Source organism: Chryseobacterium fluminis (genome assembly GCF_026314945.1).
GTDB lineage: Bacteria > Bacteroidota > Bacteroidia > Flavobacteriales > Weeksellaceae > Chryseobacterium > Chryseobacterium fluminis.
The window spans coordinates 1,458,382-1,482,833 of record NZ_CP111121.1 but is presented as its reverse complement, the minus strand read 5'-3'; the positions used below and the strand labels follow the sequence as shown (position 1 = coordinate 1,482,833).

Here is a 24,452-nt window from a genome sequence, read left to right as displayed (position 1 = left end):
GTACATAAGAAAACAATAGAGCTTGATGATCAAGCTCTAATGGTATAAGGATATGGAATCATTCTCCGGATGATTTCCGTTTTCAGCATTTTTGCTTTCTGAAGAGGTGTTCTCTTTCTTTGCATTATCGTCATCAGGATCACATCTGCAGGATTCAATAGAAAGAAAACAGAAGAATCCTAAAACTAATGTTATTGCTGTTTTCATAGCTATCTTGTTTTTATGAGCAGGAGGGGGATTACTTTTCATCCACCGGTTTCTGCATTTCACCCATTCTGTGTGCTGCCATACTGTCTGGTGAGATATTGGTCATGGCTACGGATAATTTATTCTTTAGTCCAGAAATTACCTTATCGTTACCGTTCATAAGCGCATCAAATCCGTCTTTCGCTACCTCTTCCGGAGACATCAGGTTATCTTTATCTTCCAGAATTTTACTTTCGTTCATTTCTGCCTTATTAAAGAAATCGGTGTCCGTAGGTCCCGGTAAAAGGGCTGTTACTGTGATTCCGGAATCCTTAAGCTCCTCACGGATCGCTTCAGACCAGGATAAAACAAATGCTTTTGTCCCGTGATAAACCGAATGCCAGGGCCCTGGTGCCTTACTGGCCACAGAGGCCAGGTTCAGGATCTTTCCGGATCCTTTCGTCAGGCGGTCTTTCAGGAATAATTTGGTTAAGATAATAACGGAAACGATATTTAAATTAACAATATCTACTTCCCGGTGAATATCCGTATCCTGAAATTTTCCGTAAACGCCTTGTCCTGCATCATTAACAAGAATTTCCGGACTTATTCCGTGCAGTTGCAGTTCCGAATATAACGAGTAGGCATCTTCCTGCAGAAAAAGGTTTTTGGCCATGGTAATTACATTGATTCCGAAACTTTTAAATTCCTCAGCTTTTGCCTTCAGTTCATCATGATTTCTGGAGACAATGACAAGATCATAGCCTTCTTGAGCAAACAATTTGGCCAGTTCGTAGCCTATTCCGCTTGTTGCTCCGGTGATCAGGGCATATTGATTTTTGCGTTCCATATGATTTAAATATTGGTGATTTTACTAAATTATTTCCAGGGATCAAGAACGACCTTTACACATCCGTCTTCTTTTTTATTGAAGATGTCATATCCTTTAGCAACATCCGTTAAAGAAAGTCGGTGGGTAATGATATCATCCAGGATAACACGGCCTGACTGTACATGGTCCATCAGCTTATCGATGATCGGGTGTACGTTACATTGTCCGGCTTTTATGGTAATTCCTTTATCGAAGATCTGTCCCAGCTTAAAATTATCATAGTTCATCGGGTATACGCCCAATACGGAAACGATCCCGCCACGTTTTACCGCGCTCATACAGGCTTCCATAACCTTCACAGATCCCTTTTCAAAATTCAGAACTGCTTTTGCCCGGTCTAATAAATTTCTGTCCGGTTCAAAACCTACGGCATCAATGCAAAGATCGGCACCACGTCCGTCCGTCATATCCCTGATCTGCTGAACTGTACTTTCGGCATCTTCCCATAGAATGGTTTCACAGCCGGTCAGCTTTTTAATCTGATCCAGCCTGTACTGAAGCGTATCTATAACAATGATCTTTTTGGCATTATACAGCGCTGCACTTTTTGCGGACATAGAACCTACGGGTCCGGCTCCGAAAACAGCAACCGTTTCTCCACCCTTCAGATCTCCCCACATCACTCCTGTATAGCCTGTAGGAAAAATATCTGTTAAGAATAAAACCTGCTCATCGGTGAGATTTTCAGGAACTTTCCTTGGCCCGAAATGAGCATACGGAACTCTTACATATTGGGCCTGACCTCCGTCATAGCCTCCGTAGAGATCCGTATATCCGAACAGTGCTCCTCCTTTTTCAGTAACCAGTCCGCCTTCCGGACCGTAATTTTCCGGATTACTGTGTTCGCAGGCTGTCGGAAGATCATTCTGACAGAAGTGGCAGCTTCCGCAGGCAACAGGGAAGGGGATAACGACCCGGTCACCAATATGCAGATTGGAAATATTTTTCCCTTTTTCCTCTACAATACCCATAAATTCATGCCCCATGACCATAGGTCTGGCCTGGGGAATTCCTCCGGAGTACATATGTAAGTCACTCCCACATATTGCGGTGGAAGTGACTCTTAGAATAATATCATTTTCATCTTTTATGATCGGGTCCTCTACCGTATCACAGGTGATTTTGCCCGGTGCGTGAAAAACTGCAGCTTTCATAATAGTAATATTTAGTGTGATGTAAGTGATCTTTACTTACTTTATGGCATTTCTTTCCAATTCAAGATCCCATACCCTGTGATTCGCAATGGCATTGATAAATTTATCCGAAGGACTTTCGTCTTCCGAATTGACAATAGCCGGATCGATATGGTTTTTTAGACTTACATTACTGTTTAAATAAAGAGGCTCCGTTCCCTCTCCGAAATAAATAGCTTTGCAATGCTTATAAGCTTCATTAATGAAGTGAAGGACAAGCTGTTTGTTTTCAGGATTCAGAAGTTCATTGGCAGACTTTTCTCCCGCTGCAATAAACAGTGCATCAAAACATACACTGGCTGTGCTGCTCAGAGAATGTTTCGGCGTCAGTGAAGTACCTGCATCTGTTTTAACGGGGGCTAAACTCGGTGCGATTATTTCAACAGCGGCATTTTCTGATTCCAGTTTTGTTTTCAGATCATTAAGAGCAGTCTCATCTGCACCGTCAGCCATAATGAATCCGATCTTTCTGCCTTCAATGGTGTTTTTTACTGTATTTCTCATACTTAAAGCTCCTGAAAATGTGGTGTGGGCTTCTCTTTCTTCACTCTGCAGATCTACGTGTGTACTGTCTGCCGGAAGACTCTGGTTTGGAAATTCCAGTTCTGTAACCTCAACGCCTACTTTGGCAGCTACTTTTTCAGCCAGGTTTTTATCAATAAAGTTAAGCTGACCTACCATTCTTTTCCGTATTTCAGGAATAGTCACTTTTGATAATTCAAAAATAAGGGCGTTCTGAAGATGTATTTTTTCCGGAGCAGACTGGCTGTTATAGAATAATTTTGCCTGGGAATAATGATCTACAAAACTTTCGCTTCTCTGTCTGATCTTCGTGCCGGAAACTCTTTCCTCATGGGAGGTAAAGCCACCTTCGGACATCATCGCCTGAAAAGGGCAGCCTCCTCCGATAGAGTTGGGCTCGTAGCTTACTTTTCCTTTGACGATCTGCTGTCTCATGTGTCCGTCACGCTGGTTGTTATGAACGGTGTTTACTGATCTGTTGATCGGGATCTCATGGAAATTAGGAGATCCTAATCTTGATAACTGTGTATCTGTATAGGAAAATAATCTTCCCTGCAATAACGGGTCGTTGCTGAAATCTATTCCAGGAACAAGATGTCCCGGATGGAAAGCAACCTGTTCTGTTTCTGCAAAGAAATTATCAGGATTTCTGTTTAGGGTTAATGTTCCGACGATTTCTACAGGAACTTCTTCTTCGGGAACTATTTTTGTAGGATCGAGGAGGTCAAAGTCGAATTTATCTTCATCCTCTTCAGGAATAAGCTGTACTCCGAAATCCCATTCCGGGAAGTTGCCTTTTTCGATAGATTCCCACAAATCCCTCTTATGAAAGTCCGGATCTACACCGGAAATTCTCTGGGCTTCATCCCAGGCAACAGAATGAACGCCTAATTTAGGTTTAAAGTGAAATTTCACAAAGTGTGATTTTCCTTCTTCATTAATAAATTTAAAGGAGTGCACGCCAAATCCTTCCATTCTGCTGAAGCTTCTCGGGATTGCTCTGTCACTCATCAGCCACATGATCATGTGCATACTTTCAGGCATTAAAGAAATAAAATCCCAAAAAGTATCATGTGCTGAAGCGGCCTGAGGAATCTCATTATCGGGCTCAGGCTTTACAGCATGTACCAGATCCGGAAATTTCATGGCATCCTGAATAAAAAAGACAGGCATATTATTGGCTACCAGGTCATAATTACCTTCGTCGGTGTAAAATTTAATCGCAAAACCTCTCACGTCACGGGCAAGATCAGTACTCCCTTTGCTTCCGGCTACCGTAGAAAACCTTACAAAAACCGGAGTTTCCTTTCCTACTTCTGATAAGAATTTTGCCTTGGTATAGGGTGAAAGGCTTTTATTTAATTTAAAGACACCGTGGGCTCCGGAGCCTCTGGCATGAACGATTCTTTCAGGAATTCGCTCGTGGTCAAAATGGGTAATTTTTTCTCTGAGGATAAAGTCTTCCAGCAGAGTAGGTCCCCGGTCGCCGGCTTTTAGGGAATCCTGGTTATTGCTGATTTTAAGTCCCTGATTGGTGGTGAGTTTAGTTTCTTCGTTAGCTGTTTTGTGCGATTCCAGTTGGTCTAACTTTTCATTGGTTGATTTTGGGTCATTCATAATTCTAATATTTTATTGGTTTTTCAGACGATTTTAAAAGCCATGATTATTTGCGGTTATTTAAAGCTTTTAAAATGCCGTATTGTTGTTTTATTTGGGTTAAAAATAGGATAAAAGCCATACAGATTTTTCTGTATGGCTATGTAGGGTGAACATTAATCTTCCTGTTCCGCATCAAAATTGATGGAGGTCTCAGCGATTTCTGTGAGATTATAATCGGTATCTTCTTCTTCCTGTAATGTTGTTTCAAGCAGATCTGCCACTTTATCGTGCCCCATGGTGATGGCCAGCTGAGCCAGTCCGCCATAGGTTGCGATTTCATAGTGTTCCACTTTTTGAGCTGCAATAATCAATGCTGCGTCACGGGTCATGGATCCTTCCTCTGTAGATTTAATAATTTCTTCACCTTCTTCGATGATTCCTTTAATAGCCTTACATTCCTTTTGTTCAGGTTTCTCATCAATTAGCCTGAATATTTTTTCAAGTCGGCTAACATGCTTTTTAGTCTGAAGCTGATGATCTTCAAAAGCATCTTTAAGTTCTTCTGTTGTAGCGACTTCCTGCATTTTGTCCAATGCATCGATAATCGCGTTTTCTGCAAAATAAATATCTTTGAGTGCTGAAACGAAAAACTTATGCAGAGAAGAATTTTTCATTTCGTCTGCATCAACGGTTGCATTATCTACTTTCATAGTTTTTTGATCTTCCGGTGCAGGTGATGGAGTGGATGCACTGGTTGCTGTAGTAGCCATAGAGGGTGTACCTGCAGCGTTTTCTTTACTGCCTTTATTGTCTGATGTTTTAGTTGCCATAATGTATAAGTGGTGTTTGGTTAAAAAGATTACCCCTTTATATCATGAAATAATATAAAGAGGTAATCATTGAATTGAATTATGAATTACGTCTACCTCCAAATCCTGATCTGCCGGAGCCTGAAGATCTTCCGCCACCGTGAGATGCCTGTCCGCCCATACGAGCAATTCTCGTACGTTCAGCTTTGCTCATCGATGCGAAGCCTCTTTTTGAATTTCCATTACCAGATCCTGAATTTGAGCTTCGACCTGAACCGCCGTTATTTCCTGATCTTGAGCCTGAGCCTGAACCAGAACCGGAGTTTCCTCTACCGCTTCCTGATCTTCCTGAATTTGATGATCTTCCGCTTCCATTACCGCTACCACTTCCATTATTGCTACCATTTCCTCTGCTGCTTCCGCTGCCTTTCGGTCTTCCCGGATTATCATGTCTTCGGTCGTAGTTGCCGCTGTTAGAAGAGCTTCCTGAATTTGATGATCTTCCTCTTCCGCCTGACCTTGAGCCTGACCCGGAACCGGATCTTCCTGAATTCGAACTTCTTCCTCTACCTGATCCGTTACCGGAACCACCTCTGCCACCGGAAGTAAATCTTCCCTGGCTGTCTCTATCCTGATTCCCGTTATTGCTTCTGCCTCTTCCACGTCCACGACCTCTGTTATCATCGTCGTCATCGTCGTCTTCATCATCGTCATAATCTACATCATCGTAATCGTCGTCATCATAATCATCGTCATCATAGTTGTTTTCATAATCATCATCTTCGTCTTCTTCAAAGTAATCCTCATACTCTGAGAAGTCATCGTCATAATCTTCATCGTTTTGTGCATCTTTATAACCATGGTCATAACCTAACTGGTAGATTTCTTCAAGATTACTTGATGAATTTGAATTTCCTCCTGAATTACGATTTCTTGAATTTCTAGTGTTCATAATAGATTTTTTGTATTAATATTTAGTGATGCTTATTACCTTCCGTGACTAGTATTAGACGGTAATAGCTTTGGTTTCTAATAAAAATGAAAAGCTAAATGCTTTTATAAATATAGGATAACGTGATCCTTTGTGGTATGACCTAAGTCATATAACATATTGTTTTATAGGAAGTAATAGTGTGTTAATAAAAAATTTTTCCGTTTTTAATTTTCAGTATATTATTATTGTGCAGTTTTTTTACTGTTCTGATAACGGTCTCCACCCTAAGCCCGGTAAGATGAGCAAGCTGCTTTCTCGTCAGAGGAACCTTAAAACTGAATTTTTCCGTATTACCGTCTCCCTTCAGATAATTCATAAGAGAATTGATTTTAAATGAAGGATCGGAAGAAGAAATGCTGTACATCATCACATATTTGTTATGCAGTGATTCCGATAGCGCACGCACGATATTGATGAGCTCTTCAGGCTTATTCTGTATTAGGTTATAAAAATCAGTTTTATGAAGTTTAAGGATTTTACAGTCTGTTTTTGCAGTAGCATTGGTAGGATAACGTCTGTCACTGAAAAGAAACGATTCTCCGAGGCTCTTACCGTCAGTCAGAATACTTTGGGTAAATTCTTTACCGTCTTCATGATAGTTATTCAACTCTACCGTGCCGGAGACAATCTGAAAATAAAAACGGGGTGCCGTATCTTCATGAAAGATCACATGGCCGGGCTTATAAGTTTCATACTCAGCTCCGTAAGCAACTAATAAATCTTCACTAATTATCATATATCAAATTTAAGGTTAAACAATGAATACTTAGTTAAATCATTGAGGTGTGAATTGCAAAAAATGAACCATCATTAAAAAAATAGTGAAAAAACTACAATTTTAATTCTGCTTCATTGTAAAAAGGGAACACCTTAATTAAAGGTATATTGGGTAATATAGGAAATATTCTGAAACTGTTTTTGATCTCAAAAATTCTTTTTAGAGTAGTGGTTTCCATATTAATTTTGTGGTGTTTGGTAACTCTCACTATGCAAGTATAGGACCATTCTGAGAAAAAATGCAGAGATGTGGTATGTAAAGATCTTTACACAAAAATTTTTCGGTCGATAATTTTCAGGAAATTCTCTTTTTCAAGTTTTTTTACTGATCTTACAACGGTTTCTACCCGTAATGCGGTAAGGGAGGCTATCTGCTGTCTGGTTAAGGGTACCTGATAGGAAAATTTAGACTGATCTTCTGTAAAGCTCTTATGATAGGTAAGCATTCCTTTGATCCGGGTATCCGGCCGGAGGGAGGAGTTGTTTTCCAGCATAATATATTTGTAGTAGAGACGTTCTGATAAGAATCTGTTAATATCTTTAGAAATCTGAGGATGATCATCCAGAAGTTTTACGAAATTGCTTTTGGGAAGTTTCAGAATCGTACATTTTTCGAACGTTATGGCATTTACAGGGTATTTTTTATCGATAAACAGTAATAACTCACACACACTGAAACCATTGTCTAAAATAGCTAAGATAAGCTCTTTGCCATCATCCGTATAGTGGTTGAGTTTTATTCTTCCTTCAATGATCTGGTAATAATACTTAGGAGTATCTCCCTCATTGAAGATCGTAAAAGCTTTATCATAAGTTTCAGTATCTGCTCCGTATGACAATAAAAGTTCCTGTGAGATCAGCATATAGACTATTTAAAATTTAGTATTTGTTAATAATCAAAAAATTAAAGTTATAGAAAAAATAACAATATCTTGTCATCAAATTTTTAAGGCCGGTTTAATTTCTTCGAATGTTTTATTTTCTTTCTATTCGGTGATTCTAATCATGTTTTTTTAAAATTTTATTTACGAAATTGGACTTAATGATGGTAAGCTACTCATTCTTTACATGATGGAACCTCTTATTTGACAAAGATATCTGTTATTCCGGATCTTCTGAACAAAAATATTTTAATTAAAACAAAAAATTATGAATCTTCAAAAAGATTTACTGGACTTTATTGGTGAGTATCTGCAGGCCGCAAATGAGACCGTTTCTACGGCAGAAAGCGTAACTTCGGGTTTTCTGCAGTTTTCTTTTTCTCAGATAAAGGATGCTTCCCAGATATTTAAAGGAGGAATTACCGCTTATACTCTTGAAGAAAAAGTAAAGCTGTTACAGGTCGACGAAAAAGAAGCCCACGAATGTAATTGTGTTTCTCAGCATATATCTGATACCATGGCCATTCAGGTTACAAAATTATTCAATACCGAATGGGGAGTGGCGGTTACAGGCTATGCTACGCCTGTTGAAGAGTCGGAATTCAAGCTTTTTGCATATTTTTCTCTCGCTTATAAAAACCAGGTTGTCCTTTCCCAGAAAATAGAGCTCAATTCCAGAAAGGAGTCCGTAAGCGCGCAGTTCTGTTACAGCGAATTTATCATGGAATGCCTGAAATTGGAAATGGATAAAAGAATGAGCTCGGATGAAAAATTAAATTAAATTAATCACACTTAAACATTATATGGATAAATTACAGCTAAAAGACAAAAATGTCTTAATCACCGGTGCAGACAGTGGAATAGGAAAATCCATCGCTTTACTTTTTGCAAAAGAAGGAGCGAATATTTCTTTTATCCATTATCACGATAACAAGGATGCAGAAGAAACGAAAAATGAAATTTCAGCTTTAGGAAGAAAAGCATTATCGTTTGAAGGGGATATTAACGATGCCGGATTCTGTAAAAATGCAGTTGAAAAAACCGTGTCGGAACTTGGCGGAATAGATATTTTAATTAATAATGCAGGAACCCAGGTTCCCTGTGAGAATATTGAGGATCTGGAAGAGGAAAATATCAGAAAAACCTTCAATTCCAACATTATCGGAATGATTTTATTAACGAAAATGGTTTTTCCGTATTTGAAGCAGGGAAGTTCGGTTATTAATACAACATCAGCGGTGGCATATCTCGGCCATGAAGAACTGTTGGATTATTCCGCTACAAAAGGTGCTATCGTTTCTTTTACGAGATCTCTGGCTTTACAGTCCAAGCCTAAAGGTATTCGGGTCAATGCCGTTGCGCCGGGACCTGTTGCCACACCACTTACTGAAAAAACGTTCGGGGAAGAGGAAGAAGATCAAAGCAAACCGCCGCTGGAGCGCAATGCTTCGACTGAAGAAATCGCATCCAGTTTTCTGTTCTTGGCAACTGAGGCTTCTTCCCAGATTACAGGGCAGGTCCTGCATCCGAACGGCGGCTTAATAGTGAGTGGATAATCATCTATGAACGGGAAGTTATCATACAGTATTTTCATTACCATAAAAACAACCTAATGAGGTATTCCTGATGATCATAAAAAAGGTGCTGTTCTGCTGAACGGCACCTTTTGTCGTTGGAATTTTATATCTTTTACATAACATATCACTTTTCCGGACTATATGAGACAAAAGAGCTGATGCTCTATTCTATGAGCTGTACGATCTCATGAAGACCGGAATTTCTATACTCACAGTAAATATGGGAATGAAAATCATTCAGTTTTCTGAGTAGTTCAAAAAGCTCAGCCTTTTCTTTATTTTCTAACTTTCCCGCCAGAATCCGCGAGGTGATATTTACCTTTTCTACGGAACGGTGAAAGTAATCCTTTCCTTTATCCGTAATATTCAGGCGCTTGCTTCTTTTGTCTTCAATGTCGTTTTTTTCTTCGATCAGGCCGTATTCCAGGAGCCGCCTGATGATCTGCGTCCCGGTCTGTTTCTCATGACCGTTTCTTTCAATCAGCTGAATTTTAGTCAGGTTCGGTTCATCTTTTAACCGGTAAAGATAGGTGAATTCTTCATTCGCCAGCTCCGGGAACTCACTTAACCCTTTTCGGATAAGCTGTCTGGAGTATCTTCCCAGAAGCAGAACCTGCTTACAGATTTCGTTTTCGGTAAAAGAGACCTGGTGCTGTTCACTTTTAAAAAGCTTGGTCGGACTTTCCTCTCTGTATTTGGCATCGTTCATCCAGATGCGGAAATCCTCAACTGTAGAATGAGGTTTACAGGAGCCGGAATTTTCAAATTTTTTTACCTGTTGCAGCAGATCAATGAAAAAATCAGTATTCATAGTGCAAATTTAATCTAAAAATATAAGTTTGTTATCTACAGTTTCACACTTCCCATTCCGCCATCCACCCCGAAAACCTGCCCGGTAATCCAGGATGACTTATCCGAAATAAGAAAAGCCGCCATTTCACCTATTTCGTCAGCATGACCTATTCTCTGTAAGGGATGCCTTCTGGCTGAAGATTCTCTCTTTTCGGGAGTCGACAGAAGCTGGTAAGCGAGATCAGTATCCGTTAAAGAAGGCGCAATGGCGTTCACCCTGATTTTGTGTGATGAAAGTTCGGCTGCCAGACTTTTCGTAAGGCCTTCCACCGCACTTTTACTGGCTGCGACTGAAGCATGAAACGGCATGCCCGTTTTTGCCGCTACCGAACTGAACATCACAATAGAAGCGCTTTCCGATTTTTTGAGATTAGGCAACAGTTTCTGAATTGCTTTTACTGCTCCCAAAACATTAATTTCAAAATCATTCTTAAAATCATCGTGAGAAAGCCGGTTAAAGGGTTTCAGATTAATACTGCCGGGTGCGTAGACCAGTCCGTCCACTACTTCAGGGAAAGCGATATCATCTAAATTTCCGGAAATAATATCCATCCTGTGAACTTCAATATTCGGATGCTGCAGTTCCGGATTTCCCGTTCTGGAAATTCCGATGATTTTATGGTGTCCGGAGAGGATTTTTGCGGTTGCCAGTCCGATTCCTTTTCCGTAACCGATGATGACGATATTTTTCATAATAATAAGGATTAAGATTATCTTTTAGCAATTTTGTTATTGCTGATTATACGCTGTCTGCTGCATTTAAAACGGTTGATTTCTCCACTTCTTTTTTTAAGATGTTTCTGGCTCACGCCGGAATTCACTCTCTTTCTCCAAAGTTTAAAACTCGACTCTTTCAGTTCTGTACGCATCAATGCGATCACTTCGGATTCACTGATCCGAACTGAAATGTCAGGGCTTCGAAAGGGGTCCGGTCTTCCCAGGCCATTTCGATAATGCGGTCTGTTTCCTGTAAGTTAAATTTGTTATTCATATTTTATCTTTCCTGAAAGCTGCAAGGAATTATTACGACTTGCAGGCATTACGGTTATTCATGATGTGAGATTTTCAATACATTCTTTTGCCGTTTTTAAATGCTGTTTTTGTTTTTCTTCCGGCATTTTTTCAAATGTTTTCACCATCATTCCAAGCCTCGGATTTTCAGCAAAGAAATCTTGGTGATCATGAATGAAATTCCAGAAAAGAGCGTCCCATTGCTCCATCCAGTCTCCATCGGGGTAATTACTCATTTTTTTAATATAGTTGCTTCCGCTGATATACGGTTTCGTGCTCATTTTTCCGCCGTCCGAGAAGCTGCTCATGCCATATACATTCGGAACCATGACCCAGTCATACGAATCGATAAACATTTCCATAAACCACCGGTAAACCTCATTGGGATCAAACCGGCAGAGATTCATAAAATTGGCAAAAATCATCAGTCGCTCGATATGATTTGCATAACCTGTTTTCAGAATCTTCTGGAGCGAGCGGTCAACCGGCCGGATTCCCGTTTTTGCGGTATAAAAAGATTCAGGAAGGCTGCGCTGATGCTTCCAGTAATTTTTATTTCGCTGATAGGTTCCCCGGTAAAGATAGACACCCCGTACAAACTCTCTCCAGCCCAGAATCTGCCTGACGAAACCTTCCAGGGAATTTACCGGAATCTCCTGGTCCTTTGCAAACGAAATGGCTTCTTCCAGAACATTGCCGGCATTCAGAAGCCCGACGTTCATCAGTGGAGAAAGTACGCTGTGGTGCAGAAAATGCTCTTGTTCCACGATGCTGTCTTCATACATTCCGAATTCTGAAAAACGTATTTCCAGAAACTGCTCCAGCCATTTTTCAGCTTCTTTAAAAGTCACGGGATAAAACTGTTCATCCGTAAGCGTTCCGTAGTTTTTCGGGAAATGCTTTTCGGTATACTGCTTAGCTTCCTCGTAATATTTATTGTTTTCCGGAAAATAAACAGGAGGTGCTTTTCTGTTTTTCGGATATTTCTTTCGGTTTTCCGTATCGTAAGTCCATTTTCCACCCAGAGGTTTTCCTGCTTTCATCAGGATATTCCGGGTGATTCTCTGCTGTCTGTAAAAATCGGTCTGATGATAAGTTTCTTTATCTTCAAAATAATCTTTCAGTTCTTCTTTTGTATTGATAAACAAAGGGCTGTCCGGCATATCAAGTTCCAGGTAAGTGTCTCTCAGTCTTTTTTCCAGCCAGTTGTCACATACATCAGCAGTCCTGATGGTTTTAAAATTTTGTTTCTCAAGTTCGGCAATAAATTTTCTGATGTCCGAGAAGCTCCGATGTGCTTTCTATGTATTCGACCTTAAAACGTGATTTTTTCAGTTCATTTTCATAAAATTTCATGCTCGCCCGGTGAAATGCGATTTTCTGTTTGTGAAATAAATATTGCTTAAAAAACAGAAATTCTTCCAGGATAAATACCGGCTGGCTTTTATCAAGGTAATCCGTATCCCTGAAAAGCTGGTTCGGGAAAATAAGTTGGGCGGTATGTTTTATTGTTTCAGCCATAATGTTCTGAATTTATGGTTCGGATCGTATATTTCCGCCTGTTTTTCGGGATTGAAGGTTCTGTTCCGGTGATCATTTCCCACACCACCCAGGTACATCCAGTTGCCGTAATTGCTGTGAACGTCATAATCAATCAGCCATTCTTCAAAATAAGATGCCCCTATTCTCCAGTCCTGTTTCAGGATTTTACAGAAGTAGGAAGCCACATTCTGACGTCCTCTGTTGCTCATCCAGCCTGTATGTCTGAGGTCAAGCATATGGGCATTTACGAAATCTGAAGCTGTTTTTCCCTCTTTCCACTGACGGATGAGTTCATCATCGGGATCAGCAGAATATGGTTGATGGGCAATTCCGTTTTTCCTGAATATCAGATCCCGGTGCTGTAACGATGTATACCTGAAAAAATCTCTCCAAAGCAGTTCAAAAATCAGCCAGTAGGTAGATTCATTGCTTCCGAATTTTTCTTCGTACCTTTTTATCTCATGATAAACGGTCACTGCAGAAAGACTTCCGTCTGCTAACCATGCTGAAAACTTTGAGCTGTATTCCGTACCCGTCAGCCCGTTTCTGGTCTCTTTATACCGGCTTAAGTTTTTAGTTTCCGAAAAATAAAAATCCAATCTTTTCAGGGCTTCCCTTTCACCACCGGAAAAAGGAAAAGCACTTCTCTTATCCGTTTCAAAATCATCGAAGCCTAGTGATCGCAGTGTCACTTCATCACTATTAAAATAAATTTCTGTTTTGTTGTGATACCTCATCCCTGCAGATTCAAATTCAGGTCTGATTAAAAGATTTTTCTCAATATTTTGTCTGAAAGTGGTAAAAAGCATCGGGATTTCCCCTGAATTTTTAAATACAAAAAAAGGATGCACCAGAAACTGCTGATAAAATTTTTCCCAGGTGACGGATGGCAGAACGTCTTTAATTTTTGTCTGAAGGCTGATTTCTTCTTTCGTCCATTCCTCCTGACAGAAAATCTTTACAATCTCAAATTCTTTAGCAATATTTTTAAAGACATCTTCTGTTTTGCCTTGTTTAACTAAAAGAGAGATGTTCTGTCCGGCTAAATTTTCCTTAAGATCTTCAACACTTTCGAGAAGGAATCTGGCTCTGTATTTCCCGATTTTTCTACAGCCATACTGCATCTGATTAAAAAAATCTGTGTCAAAAACGTAGAGGGCAAGAAAGGGCAAATCTTCCCGCATTATATTGGATAACGTTTCTGAATCTCTCGTTCTCAAATTTTTGGTGAACCAGAGGATATTGATTTTTTGTTTTTTCGGCATCTTTCGCTGCAATATTTTACTTCATTCCAGTTTTTCTTCCACTTTTTACGCCAGTTAAAGGGCAGTCTGCACACTTCACAGATTTTGAACGGTAATCCGGCGGGCATAATCAGGGTTTTATATAGTTTTTAAAACGGTTGATAACCACTTCTTTTGCTTTCAGGTCGTGCATCATATGGTATAAACCAAAAAATGTGCGGTTGAGATAAATGAAATGTCTGGAACCGCGGTTGGTATTCATTCCTTTCATATCGCTTATTTTGGCATACCGCTGTCCCAGGTCTGCTATTTCCTGGAAAAAATGCTCATCGGAAAAGTCGAATTTTTCCTGATTGAAGGGTCTGGTAAATAACTCGAGCAGTTCGTAAAAAAGCTTGGTGAAAAATTTTTCTTCCTCTGGCGAATCGTCCTTACGGAGAATTTCCAATATCAATAGTTTTTCCCGGAACACTTCAGGGTTATTCAGGTTTTCCCGTTTTGCCAATTCAAAATACGGGCTGTAAAAGTCCTCCGGAATTTCTTTGATACATCCGAAATCGATCACCAGGAGCTCTTTATGATCAGAAATCAGGAAGTTTCCGGGGTGGGGGTCGGCATGTACTTTTCTCAGGATGTGCATCTGGTACATATAAAAGTCCCATAGGGTCTGGCCAATGGTATCAAGATCCTTCTGGGTGTTTTGTCTTTTTGTAAATTCCGAAAAGTGAATTCCGGACATCCAGTCCATGGTAATGATTTTTTCGCACGAATACTCAGGATAATAACGCGGAAATTTCACGTTCGGAAGGTGTTGACATTCTTCGGCAAATTGCTGGCTGCGTCTGAGCTCCAGGTGATAATCGGTTTCTTCAAATAATTTATCTTCCACTTCCTGGAAATAGGATTCCGAACCTTCTTTTTTGATATTGAACATCTTCATGGCAATAGGTTTTACCATTTTCAGATCACTGGAAATGCTTTCTCTGACTCCGGGATACTGAATTTTTACAGCCAGTTTCTGAGCTCCTTTTTCTGCGGTATGTACCTGTCCGATGCTTGCTGCATTTACCGATTCGGCAAAAAATTTATCGAAAATATCTTCCGGGTTTTTCCCGAAATACTTTCTGAAGGTCTTTTTTACCAATGCACCGGACAATGGCGGAACGGAAAACTGCGAAAGAGAAAACTTTTCCACATAAGCTGCCGGGAGAATGCTTTTTTCCATGCTCAGCATCTGCGCAACTTTCAGAGCAGAACCTTTTAGTTCCTTCAGGGAGTCGTAGATATCTGTCGCGTTATCACTGTTCAGGATTTTACGGGCTTCTTCCTCATCTTTTGTAATTTTATTACCATAGTATTTCAGGTAATTGACTCCGACTTTCGCACCGGCTTTAAGCAGGCTGCCTGTCCGTTCAATTTTTCCTGTAGGAATTTTATCTAATGTTTTCATGTGATTGGGTAAGATTTATTACGAAGTTTTTCTTCATTCTTAATGCAGTAACAGGCTCAGTTTACGTTTTTCTGTTCAGCTGTATTGGCTTTAAAGCTTTTAATGCCCGATCTGCCAGCCGTCTAAGCCTGATAATGTATAGGTAGTCACTACCTCATATTGAGCCTTTCTTTCCAAAGAAATTTTCCAAGGTCGAAGATTTTTTTCAGTGGTTCATGATCCATCAGCTGAAAGCCGGTGTCAATGGATTTCTCAATGTAAATATCCGTTTTTTCAAAATCAGGAGAAGTGTCTTTTTTCCAGAATTCTATCGCAGAGACCAGGTGAAGCCAGAGCGCTTCCTGCCTCGATTTTTCATTGAGTTTTCTGAGGTCTTTTGATTTATCAATCAGATCCCAGTCATTAAAATCTAAAGTTCCGATAAATTGTTTGTGCGTTTCACGGAGACTCTGAAGTGTTTTTATATTCTGAATTTTGCTGTTTCCCAGAATAGATAAGACCAAAGAACGGTTCATGGTAAGATTTTCAAAGAAAATATAATATACATTCAGAAGTTTCTCTTTAGTGGTAACATCATCTGCAATATTAACTTCTGAAGCAAGTTCGAGTGACTTTGTGAACAAATGATCAAACATCTGTCTTTCAATCTGCTCAAATCCTGAAAAGTAATGATAAAATTCTTTTTCTTCAAAATCGTTTTCCCGAGCAAACAGAAATATGTTTTTAGGCTTCTCTCCATGATTCAGAAGGTAATCTCCATATAATTCAAGTATTTTTTCCTGCGTGATATTGGTTTGTTCTTGCATAGTAGAATTATTTACGTCAAATTTAGTAATTAATTTTATTTTTAATTAAAATAAAGTATAAATTTGTACTATATAAATCATTTAATTTTTGAATTATGTTCAGAATACAGGCACAATCAGATATACCTACAGACTTCGGAATGTTTACGGTTTATGCATTCTCGGAACGGGAAGATGACTGGAGTCCGCACCTTGTATGGGTATCCGCAGGCACGGATTTCAACAAGACGGTTAATGTCCGTTTTCATTCGGAATGTATTACGGGCGAAGTTTTTCATTCTAAAAAATGTGAATGCGGACAACAGCTTGATGCTGCCATGAAATATATGTTGGAGCATGGCGGAATGATTATTTATCTCCGGCAGGAAGGACGGAATATAGGGATCATTAACAAGTTAAGAGCTTATGCACTTCAGGAAAAAGGTTTCGACACGGTAGAAGCCAATCTGAAACTCGGACTGCCTGCTGACGGGAGAAATTTTGAGGTAGCGGTAGAAATGCTGAAGATTTTAAAGGTGAAGGAGATCAATTTGCTTACCAACAATCCGGATAAGCTTAAGTCTCTTGAAAACAGCGGAATCAAACTCAATAGCAGAATTTCCCTTGAAATAGGTGCGAACGACGTTAATGAAAGCTATCTGACAAAAAAGAAAGAATATTTCGGGCATCTCCTGGAAAAGGTATAATTATTTCATCACCTTAACATTTTGCCACCATTAAACCAAACGTATGAAAAAAATACTGCTTACCGGAGCAACCGGATATATCGGAAAAAGAATGATCAACGTTATTGCCGCCCAGGGTTATCAGGTGATATGCTGCTGCAGGGATAAAAGCAGGTTTTCCAAGGGTGTCGACATTGATGATGCCCAGATCGAAGTGGTAGAAGTGGATTTTCTGAAGCCAGAAACACTGGAAAATATTCCTAAAGATATATCAGGAGCCTATTATCTCATGCATTCGATGAGCAACAGCAATGATTATGCAGAAATTGAAAAACAATGCGCTGTTAATTTTTCTGATTTTATGGAAACAACAGACTGCCGGCACATCATCTATCTTTCGGGCCTGGCCAATAAAGAAGAACTTTCAGCCCATCTGAGCTCACGGCTTGAGGTGGAAAAGATTTTGATGAAATGCACCGTTCCCGTAACGGTCTTAAGAGCCGGAATTATTATCGGCTCAGGAAGTGCCTCTTTTGAAATTATCAGAGATCTGGTAGAGAAGTTGCCGGTAATGGTTGCTCCGAAGTGGCTTCATACCAAATGTCAGCCCATAGGAATTGCCAACGTGCTCGACTTCCTGATTTTTACCCTGTTCAAAGAAAAAGCATACCAGCGAAACTTTGATATTGGCTGTGATGATGTCTTAACGTATAAACAGATGCTTTTGGAGTTTGCCAGAATACGTGGACTGAAAAGGAAGATTTTTACGGTGCCCGTGATGACGCCTAAGCTGTCTTCATATTGGCTGTATTTTATTACTTCCACATCCTATAATCTGGCTACTGCTCTTGTGGGAAGCATGAAGATTGAAGTAATAAGCCGCCCCGAAAGCCTGGCGGAAATTAAAGCAATTACCGGAGTTCAGCCATTTTCGTATGATACTGCCCTGCGAAGAACGCTGGCAAAAATTCAGGATAATGAAATCGCCTCCAGCTGGAAAGACAGCTTTATCAGCAGCCGAAGCGACTCCAGCCTGAAAGATTACCTGGATGTACCCAAATACGGTTGTTTTACAGATCTCCAGACTGCGGAATACGATGATCGCGAACAATGTATAGACCGTGTTTTTTCTTTGGGTGGGACCAACGGATGGTACGGACAGAGTCTTTGGAAAGTGCGTGGCTTTATGGATGTATTGGTCGGCGGACCGGGACTGAGACGGGGAAGAACCAGTTCTACACATCTTCATCAGGGAGATGCCCTGGATTTCTGGCGCGTTCTGTATGCAGACAGAGAAGAAGGAAAACTGATTCTCTTTGCAGAAATGAAGCTTCCGGGAGAAGCCTGGCTGATGTTTAAGGTGTACAAAGGAAAGCTCTGGCAAAAGGCTGTTTTCCGTCCGCACGGAGTATCCGGGAGATTGTACTGGTATTCTGTCCTGCCTTTTCACGGGATTATTTTTAAAGGGATGGTAAGGAAGCTGGCAGGCAAACGATAAAATCCGTCAATAAACCGAAATTTTCAGCCTGTAACAGCAGGAAAATAATATTGTCTATAGTTGCTTCATTAAAAGAGAATTTTTCTGTTCCTGATCTGTACTATTTTCTCGCGTTCCATCTTTTTAATGGTCCGGATAGTAGTCTCTAAACAGAGACCGGTCAGTGACGCCAGCTGCTGTCGTGTAATAGGGACCTCGTAGGTGAACGGTGCGGTGTTTTCCTGTTCCTGTTTCATCAGATGAAGTACTTCCTTCAACCGCTCAACAGCACTGTGACATGAGATTTTCTGCATCAGAACAAACTTACGGTACAGGTCTTTCGACAAAGATTTACAGAGATCCATATAAAAAGCGGGGCTTTGATCCAGATACGACAGTAGGCTTTTTCTGCAGACCCTGATGACTGAGCATCGGGTAAGCGCAACAGCGTTCATCGGATACATTTTATCTGAATGCAGCATATATTCTCCAATAGGATCATAGGACGTAAGAATACCCTGAATAAATTCTTTACCATCTCTGTGATAGTTGTTGAGTTTCACGTTTCCGCTTATAATCTGGAAGTAGAATTGAGGGCTTCCGCCTTCCCGGAATATATAATCTCCGGGATTATAATTTTGTTCTGCTGCTCCGAGGGAGTACAGAAGTTCTTCTTGTAAATACATAGATAATTTTTTGTGGTTGATGATAGAGTAAGATGTAGAGGTTCATGAAGAATATTTTCGGCGTATTACGGGAATCGTAACGTTGCTGACGATGAGGTATTTTTCAACAGGCATTCTGCTGTGAATATACGGGAATGGTCACGAATAATGGGTTTGTCCCTTTTATACATTTATATGAGACGACTTTCCGGAGTGTAATTGCTGAAGCTCCTAATGTGAAATAGGAAATTTATAAATCATCAACAAATAATGTATTTCAAATGTACTGGAAAATTACTAAATAATTATATGTTTTGAATCATATTGTAAAATCAATAAATAATATCAATAATATGTTATAAATATTGCCAGATCTGTGATTTTGATGGTGGCTGTTTTCCGCTGCTGCCTGTTTGAGAAAAATCAACAGAGACTCCAACAATATGTGATCGCTGTCATAAAATAGGATGTCTTCTCTTCATTACATTTGAATCAATCAAAGACAAAGTCACATTGATACAATTAAACCAAACTACATTAAAGAATAAATTATGATTCCAAAAGGAAAGTTATTAATCATCGGAGGGAATGAAGACAGAAGTGACGCGGATAATGAAATGGAAAAGCAAAACCGTGATTTTATACCCCATGAAATTTTAAAACTACTGGTATCTGACAAAGATGACCGCATCGAAGTGATTACCACTGCCAGTTCAGAGCCGGAAAGCATGCGCCGGATGTACCGGGAAACTTTTGACCAGATCGGCTTTACCAATTATGATTTTCTTCATCTGTGCGACGAGCAGATGCATTCTGATCATTATTTTAAAAGGATAGAGGATGCCAAAGCGGTTTTTTTTACCGGTGGGGATCAGAACAAAATTTGTGATGAATTGAAAGATTCGGCCATTATTGATCTTTTGCTGAAAAAGTATAAGAATGAAAATGGTTTCCTGGTCGCAGGAACAAGCGCAGGAGCTATGTGTATGCCTTCAGTGATCATCAGTGATGCTGAAAATGGGGAAGCAATTCTTGATGCTGATATTAAACTGGTACCGGGTATGAACTTTATCTCTTCCTGTATTGTCGATACTCATTTTATTCACAGAGGCAGATTCGGCAGACTGGCCCATGCCTCGATTTTGCATCCTGATAAATGGGGCGTGGGATTGGGAGAAGATACAGCTTTACTGATTGAAAATGGGCATCTGGCCAGATGCAAGGGCTCCGGAATGGTAGTGATTATTTCCGGAAAAGAAATACAGCAGACCAATATCCAGTCGGTAGAGAAAGGAGAACCGGTGTATGCGGAAAACCTCAAAGTACATATTCTTACTGATGGCTGTACGATTAACTTTAATGACGGCAGTATGATACCGGCTGAATAAATAAATACTTCAGGACGATCATCCTACAAATCATAAAATAATAATTTAAAATACGAATTATGAAAACCGAATCCAAGAAAAACAGACCAGGCCTGCTCATCATTATTTTATTTGCCTTAGTTCCTCTTACCGTGCTGGCTTATTTCATTCTGCATATGTTTCTTCCGTCGCTGTTTGAGTCTGTGCCTACCGGAGAGATCCAGCCCGTTCATCCCAACAGATAAAAATATTTGTTTTAAACAAAAGGAGAGAGCCAATTCAAAGTTTGCTCTCTCTTTTTTACCTCGATAATTTATAAATGATTATAATGATATTATCCGATTGTATGATATCTAATTAACAATTTCAGAGACTGCAGATTATGACTCACGTCATAAGATGTGCATATTCTTTTCACTACATTGTTCACACTTAATCACAATATACATATGAAATACTTATTATGCTTCAGCCATCTATCATGGAATTTTGTTTATCAGCGACCGCAACACCTTCTCACAAGGTTTTCAAAGCATTACCAGGTATTTTATTTTGAAGAACCGAAAATCGGGGATTCTGATAGGTATATCGTTAATGTACAGGACGGAACGTACATTGTCGAACTGCTGGTTTCAAATCATGACGAGACCACCAACGAAAGAATACAGAATCTTATTAAAGAACTTTTAGAAGAGTACAATATAGAAAATTATATCAGTTGGTATTATACTCCGATGGCTCTTCAGTTTACCCGTGAGCTTCACCCGGAGAAGATTGTTTACGATTCTATGGACGAATTATCCGCATTCAAATTTGCACCGCCACAACTGCTGCAGCTGGAAAATGAGCTGTTCAGAAAGGCCGATGTGGTTTTCACCGGGGGAAATTCTCTTTACCAGGCGAAGAAAAACAGGCATCACAATATTCATGCTATGCCAAGCAGCATTGATAAGTTGCATTTTGGCCAGGCAAGAGCCATTCAGGAAGAACCGGCAGACCAGAAACCGATCAGTTCTCCAAAACTGGGATTTTTCGGCGTTGTCGATGAGCGTTTTGATATTGAACTCCTTCGCGAAGTTTCAGCAAAACGTCCGGACTGGCAATTCATCATCATTGGTCCTGTCGTAAAAATAAGTCCTGAAGATCTGCCTAGAGCTTCTAATATTCACTATTTAGGTCCTAAAACCTATTCTGAATTGCCACAATACATCTCCCACTGGGATATTGCATTGATATTATTTGCTTTAAATGAATCTACAGAGTTTATCAGCCCGACGAAAACCCCTGAATATCTTGCAGCAGGGAAACCCGTTATATCCACAGCGATAAAGGATGTTATCAATCCGTATGGCAATGCCGGTCTGGTGCATATCATTTCTGATTCCGAATCGTTCATTTCGACTGCAGAGAAGATCTTTGCCGATGACGAAAGGGACCATTGGCAGAGAACCGTGGATCATTTTCTGGAAGATGATTCCTGGGATAACACTTTTAACAAAATGAATGCCCTTATTGATGCAGTGAAGGTAGTAAATGAGCTAGATACAAACACACAAAAACAGATTAACCATGTATGATTTTTTAATAGTAGGCTGCGGTTTTGCAGGAGCAGTTTTGGCAGAGCGTCTGGCCAGCGAAGGGAAGAAGATTTTAATTGTTGACAAACGGGATCATATTGCGGGGAATGCATTTGACTATTATAATGAAGAAGGAATTCTCATTCATAAATACGGACCCCATATTTTCCACACCAATTCTGAGGATGTCTTCAGATATCTGGGAAAATTTACCGAGTGGCGGCCTTATGAACATCGTGTTTTGGGAAGTGTGGACGGTCTCCTGGTTCCGATCCCTATTAACCTTACCACAATTAATGAATTATACGGTAAAAATTTAACTTCAGATGAGGTGACAGATTTTCTGGCTTCAAAAGCTGAAAAAAGAAATCCTATCCTTACTTCCGAAGATGTAGTTCTGAACGCAGTAGGTAAAGAGCTGTACGAGAAATTTTTCAAAGGATATACCAAAAAACAGTGGGATCTTGATCCTTCTGAGCTGGATGCTTCCGTAACCGCCCGTGTTCCTACAAGAACCAACAGGGATGACCGGTATTTTACAGATACTTTTCAGGCAATGCCGAAAAACGGTTATACTGAAATGTTTAAAAAAATGCTGTCTCATAAAAACATCAGCATTATGCTTCAGACCGATTATAAGGATATTGTGGATATTATTCCTTTTAAAACACTCATTTATACAGGTCCTATCGATTCTTATTTTGATTATTGTTACGGTAAATTACCTTACCGATCCATAGACTTTAAGTTTGAAACTTTGAATCAGGAAAATTATCAGCCAACAGGGACGGTGAATTTTCCCACCTCCAATATGTATACAAGAATTACGGAATTCAAGTTTTTGACCGGGCAGAAAAATGAAAAGACAACGATTGTATATGAGTATCCCACTGCCGAAGGTGATCCGTACTATCCGATCCCGAGAAAGCAGAACCAGGAAATATACAATCAGTACAAAAAACTTGCTGAAGATCATCCGGATGTGTTTTTCACGGGCCGTCTGGGGACGTACAAGTATTATAATATGGATCAGGTGGTGGCCCAGTCACTAGCCCTTTTCAAAAAGCTAAAAACAAGGGAAGAATATGTTCAGTAATGATTTTTTACCATCCAATACCAATCCGTTCAAAAGTTTCCTGATGGGTGGCTTTGAATGTGCAGACCATCAGAATGCATTTGGAAACAGGGTGGATCTATATAAAGAATCAGGACATGACCGGTTTTTGGAAGAGGATTATGACCGGTTACGGGAAGTCGGTATTAAAACCGTACGGGAGGGAATCCGCTGGAGTGCCGTTGAAAAAAGACCCTATGAATATGACTGGGAAGAAGTAGAACGCGTTATTAAAAGTTCCCGTGCTAAAAATATCCAGGTCGTCTGGGATATCTGCCATTTTGGTTATCCGGATGATATGACTCCTCTTCATCCGATGTTTGCAAGAAGATTCAGCCATTTATGCCGCGAATTTGTCATTACCTACAGAAACCTTGTGCCTGATGGTCATTTAATTATAACGCCTATTAACGAAGTGAGTTTTATTTCATGGCTGGGGGGCGATGTAAGAGGAACTTCACCCTATTGCGTAGGTCAGGGCTGGGAAGTAAAATATGCATTGATGAAAGCCTATATTGAAGGAATCGAAAGGATGCGTGAAATTGATCCGTCGGTAAGAATTTTGGTGACCGAGCCTTTGGTAAGCATCGTTTCAAACGACCAGAGTAATTTTGAAGCGGTTTTACTCGCTGAAGAAAAACATTTCGAACAGTTTCAGGTTCATGATATCCTTTCGGGACAGATGTGTCCCGAACTCAGGGGGAAACCTGAATATTTGGATATCATCGGGGTTAATTATTATTATAACAATCAGTGGATTAATGAAACCCACGAATTTCTGCCTTGGGCAGACGAGCCGCCACATCCTTTATTCAGAAGCCTTCATTCTCTTATTGAAACGGTTTTCACCCGGTACGGAAGACCGGTAGTCATTACTGAAACAAGTCACCCCGGAGAAGACCGTGCACTGTGGATCCGTTCGATCGAAAAAGAATGTATCTCGGTTCTGAAATCCGGGCTTCCTCTTTTAGGATGCTGTATCTATCCGGTTATCGACCGTCCTGACTGGGATCATCCAACGGTCTGGCATCACAGTGGAATCTGGGATATATTCGATACCGAAACATTAAACAGGGTGCCGGACAGAATGAGTATCAGCGCTATGGAAGGATTTAAAAGAAAGCTGGATGATCTCCGGGTACCCGTGTAATCTCTGTATATAAGCTTAATACATGCTGCTTTCCCGGAATCATACGAGATTGAGGCTGCAGGCCAGGATCCTGCCCATTTTATGATATTTAAAGTATAACTT

General features: G+C 40.1%; 28 protein-coding genes. 9 read left to right on the top strand and 19 right to left on the bottom strand.

The window, feature by feature from the left end:
- Nucleotides 1–36: 36 nt before the first annotated feature.
- The 8 genes from ODZ84_RS06560 to ODZ84_RS06525 all read right to left on the bottom strand — a co-directional run bounded on the left by ODZ84_RS06560 (nucleotide 37) and on the right by ODZ84_RS06525 (nucleotide 7,835).
- A complete protein-coding gene (locus tag ODZ84_RS06560; protein WP_266176190.1) occupies nucleotides 37–207 on the bottom strand; it encodes a hypothetical protein in 171 nt (56 codons plus the stop codon).
- Between the two features lie 31 nt (nucleotides 208–238).
- Nucleotides 239–1,036 (bottom strand): SDR family NAD(P)-dependent oxidoreductase, encoded by a 798-nt coding sequence (locus tag ODZ84_RS06555; protein ID WP_266176189.1) that lies wholly within the window; start codon nucleotides 1,034–1,036, stop codon nucleotides 239–241.
- A 29-nt stretch (nucleotides 1,037–1,065) separates the two neighbouring features.
- Nucleotides 1,066–2,232: a zinc-dependent alcohol dehydrogenase gene (locus ODZ84_RS06550; RefSeq protein ID WP_266176188.1), complete on the bottom strand. Its 1,167-nt coding sequence runs from the start codon at nucleotides 2,230–2,232 to the stop codon at nucleotides 1,066–1,068.
- Nucleotides 2,233–2,268: 36 nt separating this feature from the next.
- Complete coding sequence (locus tag ODZ84_RS06545; protein WP_266176187.1) at nucleotides 2,269–4,410, bottom strand: catalase; 2,142 nt, start codon at nucleotides 4,408–4,410, stop codon at nucleotides 2,269–2,271.
- 155 nt (nucleotides 4,411–4,565) lie between these two features.
- Nucleotides 4,566–5,222 carry a ferritin-like domain-containing protein gene (locus tag ODZ84_RS06540; RefSeq protein ID WP_266176186.1) on the bottom strand — a complete coding sequence of 219 codons (657 nt, stop codon included), beginning with the start codon at nucleotides 5,220–5,222 and terminating at the stop codon, nucleotides 4,566–4,568.
- 79 nt (nucleotides 5,223–5,301) lie between these two features.
- Nucleotides 5,302–6,153: a KGG domain-containing protein gene (locus tag ODZ84_RS06535; RefSeq protein ID WP_266176185.1), complete on the bottom strand. Its 852-nt coding sequence runs from the start codon at nucleotides 6,151–6,153 to the stop codon at nucleotides 5,302–5,304.
- Between the two features lie 184 nt (nucleotides 6,154–6,337).
- On the bottom strand, nucleotides 6,338–6,931 hold the full coding sequence (locus ODZ84_RS06530) for a Crp/Fnr family transcriptional regulator (RefSeq protein ID WP_266176184.1): 594 nt from the start codon (nucleotides 6,929–6,931) through the stop codon (nucleotides 6,338–6,340).
- Between the two features lie 307 nt (nucleotides 6,932–7,238).
- Complete coding sequence (locus ODZ84_RS06525) at nucleotides 7,239–7,835, bottom strand: Crp/Fnr family transcriptional regulator (RefSeq protein ID WP_266176183.1); 597 nt, start codon at nucleotides 7,833–7,835, stop codon at nucleotides 7,239–7,241.
- A 286-nt stretch (nucleotides 7,836–8,121) separates the two neighbouring features.
- Here ODZ84_RS06525 and ODZ84_RS06520 point away from each other — a divergent pair, with 286 nt between their 5' ends.
- A complete protein-coding gene (locus tag ODZ84_RS06520) occupies nucleotides 8,122–8,634 on the top strand; it encodes a CinA family protein (RefSeq protein WP_266176182.1) in 513 nt (170 codons plus the stop codon).
- Nucleotides 8,635–8,656: 22 nt separating this feature from the next.
- A complete protein-coding gene (locus ODZ84_RS06515; RefSeq protein ID WP_266176181.1) occupies nucleotides 8,657–9,409 on the top strand; it encodes an SDR family oxidoreductase in 753 nt (250 codons plus the stop codon).
- A 184-nt stretch (nucleotides 9,410–9,593) separates the two neighbouring features.
- Here ODZ84_RS06515 and ODZ84_RS06510 read toward each other — a convergent pair whose 3' ends face one another.
- The 10 genes from ODZ84_RS06510 to ODZ84_RS06475 form a co-directional block, all read right to left on the bottom strand.
- Nucleotides 9,594–10,241, bottom strand: a complete 648-nt coding sequence (locus tag ODZ84_RS06510) for a MarR family winged helix-turn-helix transcriptional regulator (RefSeq protein WP_266176180.1) — start codon at nucleotides 10,239–10,241, stop codon at nucleotides 9,594–9,596.
- Nucleotides 10,242–10,276: 35 nt separating this feature from the next.
- Nucleotides 10,277–10,975: an SDR family NAD(P)-dependent oxidoreductase gene (locus ODZ84_RS06505; protein WP_266176179.1), complete on the bottom strand. Its 699-nt coding sequence runs from the start codon at nucleotides 10,973–10,975 to the stop codon at nucleotides 10,277–10,279.
- Between the two features lie 17 nt (nucleotides 10,976–10,992).
- Complete coding sequence (locus ODZ84_RS23405; protein ID WP_408612433.1) at nucleotides 10,993–11,190, bottom strand: DUF2805 domain-containing protein; 198 nt, start codon at nucleotides 11,188–11,190, stop codon at nucleotides 10,993–10,995.
- Nucleotides 11,160–11,273 carry a DUF2805 domain-containing protein gene (locus tag ODZ84_RS23620; RefSeq protein ID WP_323136874.1) on the bottom strand — a complete coding sequence of 38 codons (114 nt, stop codon included), beginning with the start codon at nucleotides 11,271–11,273 and terminating at the stop codon, nucleotides 11,160–11,162. Before ODZ84_RS23620 ends, ODZ84_RS23405 begins: the two co-directional genes overlap by 31 nt.
- A 58-nt stretch (nucleotides 11,274–11,331) precedes the next feature.
- Nucleotides 11,332–12,525 carry a cryptochrome/photolyase family protein gene (locus ODZ84_RS06495; protein ID WP_323136933.1) on the bottom strand — a complete coding sequence of 398 codons (1,194 nt, stop codon included), beginning with the start codon at nucleotides 12,523–12,525 and terminating at the stop codon, nucleotides 11,332–11,334.
- Nucleotides 12,526–12,544: 19 nt separating this feature from the next.
- Nucleotides 12,545–12,814, bottom strand: a complete 270-nt coding sequence (locus ODZ84_RS23060) for a cryptochrome/photolyase family protein (protein WP_323136873.1) — start codon at nucleotides 12,812–12,814, stop codon at nucleotides 12,545–12,547.
- On the bottom strand, nucleotides 12,799–14,100 hold the full coding sequence (locus tag ODZ84_RS06490; protein ID WP_266176178.1) for a DASH family cryptochrome: 1,302 nt from the start codon (nucleotides 14,098–14,100) through the stop codon (nucleotides 12,799–12,801). The genes ODZ84_RS23060 and ODZ84_RS06490 overlap by 16 nt, the downstream gene beginning before the upstream one ends.
- Nucleotides 14,052–14,207 carry a DUF2256 domain-containing protein gene (locus ODZ84_RS23400; RefSeq protein WP_266176177.1) on the bottom strand — a complete coding sequence of 52 codons (156 nt, stop codon included), beginning with the start codon at nucleotides 14,205–14,207 and terminating at the stop codon, nucleotides 14,052–14,054. Before ODZ84_RS23400 ends, ODZ84_RS06490 begins: the two co-directional genes overlap by 49 nt.
- A gap of 2 nt (nucleotides 14,208–14,209) precedes the next feature.
- Entirely contained in the window at nucleotides 14,210–15,529 is a 1,320-nt protein-coding gene (locus ODZ84_RS06480) for an ABC1 kinase family protein (RefSeq protein ID WP_266176176.1), read from the bottom strand.
- A gap of 149 nt (nucleotides 15,530–15,678) precedes the next feature.
- Nucleotides 15,679–16,335, bottom strand: coding sequence for a TetR family transcriptional regulator C-terminal domain-containing protein (locus tag ODZ84_RS06475; RefSeq protein WP_266176175.1), 657 nt, complete (start codon nucleotides 16,333–16,335; stop codon nucleotides 15,679–15,681).
- Between the two features lie 95 nt (nucleotides 16,336–16,430).
- On the opposite strand from ODZ84_RS06475, the gene ribA reads away from it, so the two are divergent.
- Both ribA and ODZ84_RS06465 read left to right on the top strand, forming a co-directional pair.
- Nucleotides 16,431–17,021 (top strand): GTP cyclohydrolase II, encoded by a 591-nt coding sequence (gene ribA / locus ODZ84_RS06470; protein ID WP_266176174.1) that lies wholly within the window; start codon nucleotides 16,431–16,433, stop codon nucleotides 17,019–17,021.
- A gap of 43 nt (nucleotides 17,022–17,064) precedes the next feature.
- Complete coding sequence (locus tag ODZ84_RS06465) at nucleotides 17,065–18,498, top strand: SDR family oxidoreductase (protein WP_266176173.1); 1,434 nt, start codon at nucleotides 17,065–17,067, stop codon at nucleotides 18,496–18,498.
- Between the two features lie 68 nt (nucleotides 18,499–18,566).
- Here the strand turns inward: ODZ84_RS06465 and ODZ84_RS06460 are convergent, their stop codons facing one another.
- Nucleotides 18,567–19,163, bottom strand: a complete 597-nt coding sequence (locus tag ODZ84_RS06460) for a Crp/Fnr family transcriptional regulator (protein ID WP_266176172.1) — start codon at nucleotides 19,161–19,163, stop codon at nucleotides 18,567–18,569.
- A 530-nt stretch (nucleotides 19,164–19,693) separates the two neighbouring features.
- Between ODZ84_RS06460 and ODZ84_RS06455 the strand changes: the two genes are divergently transcribed.
- From ODZ84_RS06455 to ODZ84_RS06435, 5 genes are all read left to right on the top strand, one after another.
- Nucleotides 19,694–20,530 (top strand): cyanophycinase, encoded by an 837-nt coding sequence (locus tag ODZ84_RS06455; protein ID WP_266176171.1) that lies wholly within the window; start codon nucleotides 19,694–19,696, stop codon nucleotides 20,528–20,530.
- A gap of 59 nt (nucleotides 20,531–20,589) precedes the next feature.
- A complete protein-coding gene (locus ODZ84_RS06450) occupies nucleotides 20,590–20,754 on the top strand; it encodes a hypothetical protein (protein WP_266176170.1) in 165 nt (54 codons plus the stop codon).
- Nucleotides 20,755–20,958: 204 nt separating this feature from the next.
- Nucleotides 20,959–22,086, top strand: a complete 1,128-nt coding sequence (locus ODZ84_RS06445) for a glycosyltransferase family 1 protein (RefSeq protein WP_266176169.1) — start codon at nucleotides 20,959–20,961, stop codon at nucleotides 22,084–22,086.
- The gene (glf, locus tag ODZ84_RS06440; RefSeq protein WP_266176168.1) at nucleotides 22,079–23,182 is read left to right on the top strand and encodes a UDP-galactopyranose mutase; all 1,104 of its coding nucleotides are present in this window, start codon (nucleotides 22,079–22,081) and stop codon (nucleotides 23,180–23,182) included. The genes ODZ84_RS06445 and glf overlap by 8 nt, the downstream gene beginning before the upstream one ends.
- The gene (locus ODZ84_RS06435; protein ID WP_266176167.1) at nucleotides 23,172–24,350 is read left to right on the top strand and encodes a hypothetical protein; all 1,179 of its coding nucleotides are present in this window, start codon (nucleotides 23,172–23,174) and stop codon (nucleotides 24,348–24,350) included. Before glf ends, ODZ84_RS06435 begins: the two co-directional genes overlap by 11 nt.
- The last annotated feature ends 102 nt before the right edge of the window (nucleotides 24,351–24,452 follow it).

Coding starts and splice junctions, on each gene's coding strand:
- ODZ84_RS06505 (WP_266176179.1), bottom strand. CDS start 10,975: ATGAAAAATATCGTCATCATCGGTTACGGAAAAGGAATCGGACTGGCA.
- ODZ84_RS06555 (WP_266176189.1), bottom strand. CDS start 1,036: ATGGAACGCAAAAATCAATATGCCCTGATCACCGGAGCAACAAGCGGA.
- ODZ84_RS06445 (WP_266176169.1), top strand. CDS start 20,959: ATGAAATACTTATTATGCTTCAGCCATCTATCATGGAATTTTGTTTAT.
- ODZ84_RS06510 (WP_266176180.1), bottom strand. CDS start 10,241: ATGAATACTGATTTTTTCATTGATCTGCTGCAACAGGTAAAAAAATTT.
- ODZ84_RS06460 (WP_266176172.1), bottom strand. CDS start 19,163: ATGTATTTACAAGAAGAACTTCTGTACTCCCTCGGAGCAGCAGAACAA.
- ODZ84_RS06475 (WP_266176175.1), bottom strand. CDS start 16,335: ATGCAAGAACAAACCAATATCACGCAGGAAAAAATACTTGAATTATAT.
- ODZ84_RS06480 (WP_266176176.1), bottom strand. CDS start 15,529: ATGAAAACATTAGATAAAATTCCTACAGGAAAAATTGAACGGACAGGC.
- glf (WP_266176168.1), top strand. CDS start 22,079: ATGTATGATTTTTTAATAGTAGGCTGCGGTTTTGCAGGAGCAGTTTTG.
- ODZ84_RS06465 (WP_266176173.1), top strand. CDS start 17,065: ATGAAAAAAATACTGCTTACCGGAGCAACCGGATATATCGGAAAAAGA.
- ODZ84_RS06520 (WP_266176182.1), top strand. CDS start 8,122: ATGAATCTTCAAAAAGATTTACTGGACTTTATTGGTGAGTATCTGCAG.
- ODZ84_RS06525 (WP_266176183.1), bottom strand. CDS start 7,835: ATGCTGATCTCACAGGAACTTTTATTGTCATACGGAGCAGATACTGAA.
- ribA (WP_266176174.1), top strand. CDS start 16,431: ATGTTCAGAATACAGGCACAATCAGATATACCTACAGACTTCGGAATG.
- ODZ84_RS06515 (WP_266176181.1), top strand. CDS start 8,657: ATGGATAAATTACAGCTAAAAGACAAAAATGTCTTAATCACCGGTGCA.
- ODZ84_RS06490 (WP_266176178.1), bottom strand. CDS start 14,100: ATGCCGAAAAAACAAAAAATCAATATCCTCTGGTTCACCAAAAATTTG.
- ODZ84_RS06435 (WP_266176167.1), top strand. CDS start 23,172: ATGTTCAGTAATGATTTTTTACCATCCAATACCAATCCGTTCAAAAGT.
- ODZ84_RS06560 (WP_266176190.1), bottom strand. CDS start 207: ATGAAAACAGCAATAACATTAGTTTTAGGATTCTTCTGTTTTCTTTCT.
- ODZ84_RS23620 (WP_323136874.1), bottom strand. CDS start 11,273: ATGAATAACAAATTTAACTTACAGGAAACAGACCGCATTATCGAAATG.
- ODZ84_RS23400 (WP_266176177.1), bottom strand. CDS start 14,207: ATGCCCGCCGGATTACCGTTCAAAATCTGTGAAGTGTGCAGACTGCCC.
- ODZ84_RS23060 (WP_323136873.1), bottom strand. CDS start 12,814: ATGGCTGAAACAATAAAACATACCGCCCAACTTATTTTCCCGAACCAG.
- ODZ84_RS06540 (WP_266176186.1), bottom strand. CDS start 5,222: ATGGCAACTAAAACATCAGACAATAAAGGCAGTAAAGAAAACGCTGCA.
- ODZ84_RS06455 (WP_266176171.1), top strand. CDS start 19,694: ATGATTCCAAAAGGAAAGTTATTAATCATCGGAGGGAATGAAGACAGA.
- ODZ84_RS06530 (WP_266176184.1), bottom strand. CDS start 6,931: ATGATAATTAGTGAAGATTTATTAGTTGCTTACGGAGCTGAGTATGAA.
- ODZ84_RS06450 (WP_266176170.1), top strand. CDS start 20,590: ATGAAAACCGAATCCAAGAAAAACAGACCAGGCCTGCTCATCATTATT.
- ODZ84_RS06550 (WP_266176188.1), bottom strand. CDS start 2,232: ATGAAAGCTGCAGTTTTTCACGCACCGGGCAAAATCACCTGTGATACG.
- ODZ84_RS06545 (WP_266176187.1), bottom strand. CDS start 4,410: ATGAATGACCCAAAATCAACCAATGAAAAGTTAGACCAACTGGAATCG.
- ODZ84_RS06535 (WP_266176185.1), bottom strand. CDS start 6,153: ATGAACACTAGAAATTCAAGAAATCGTAATTCAGGAGGAAATTCAAAT.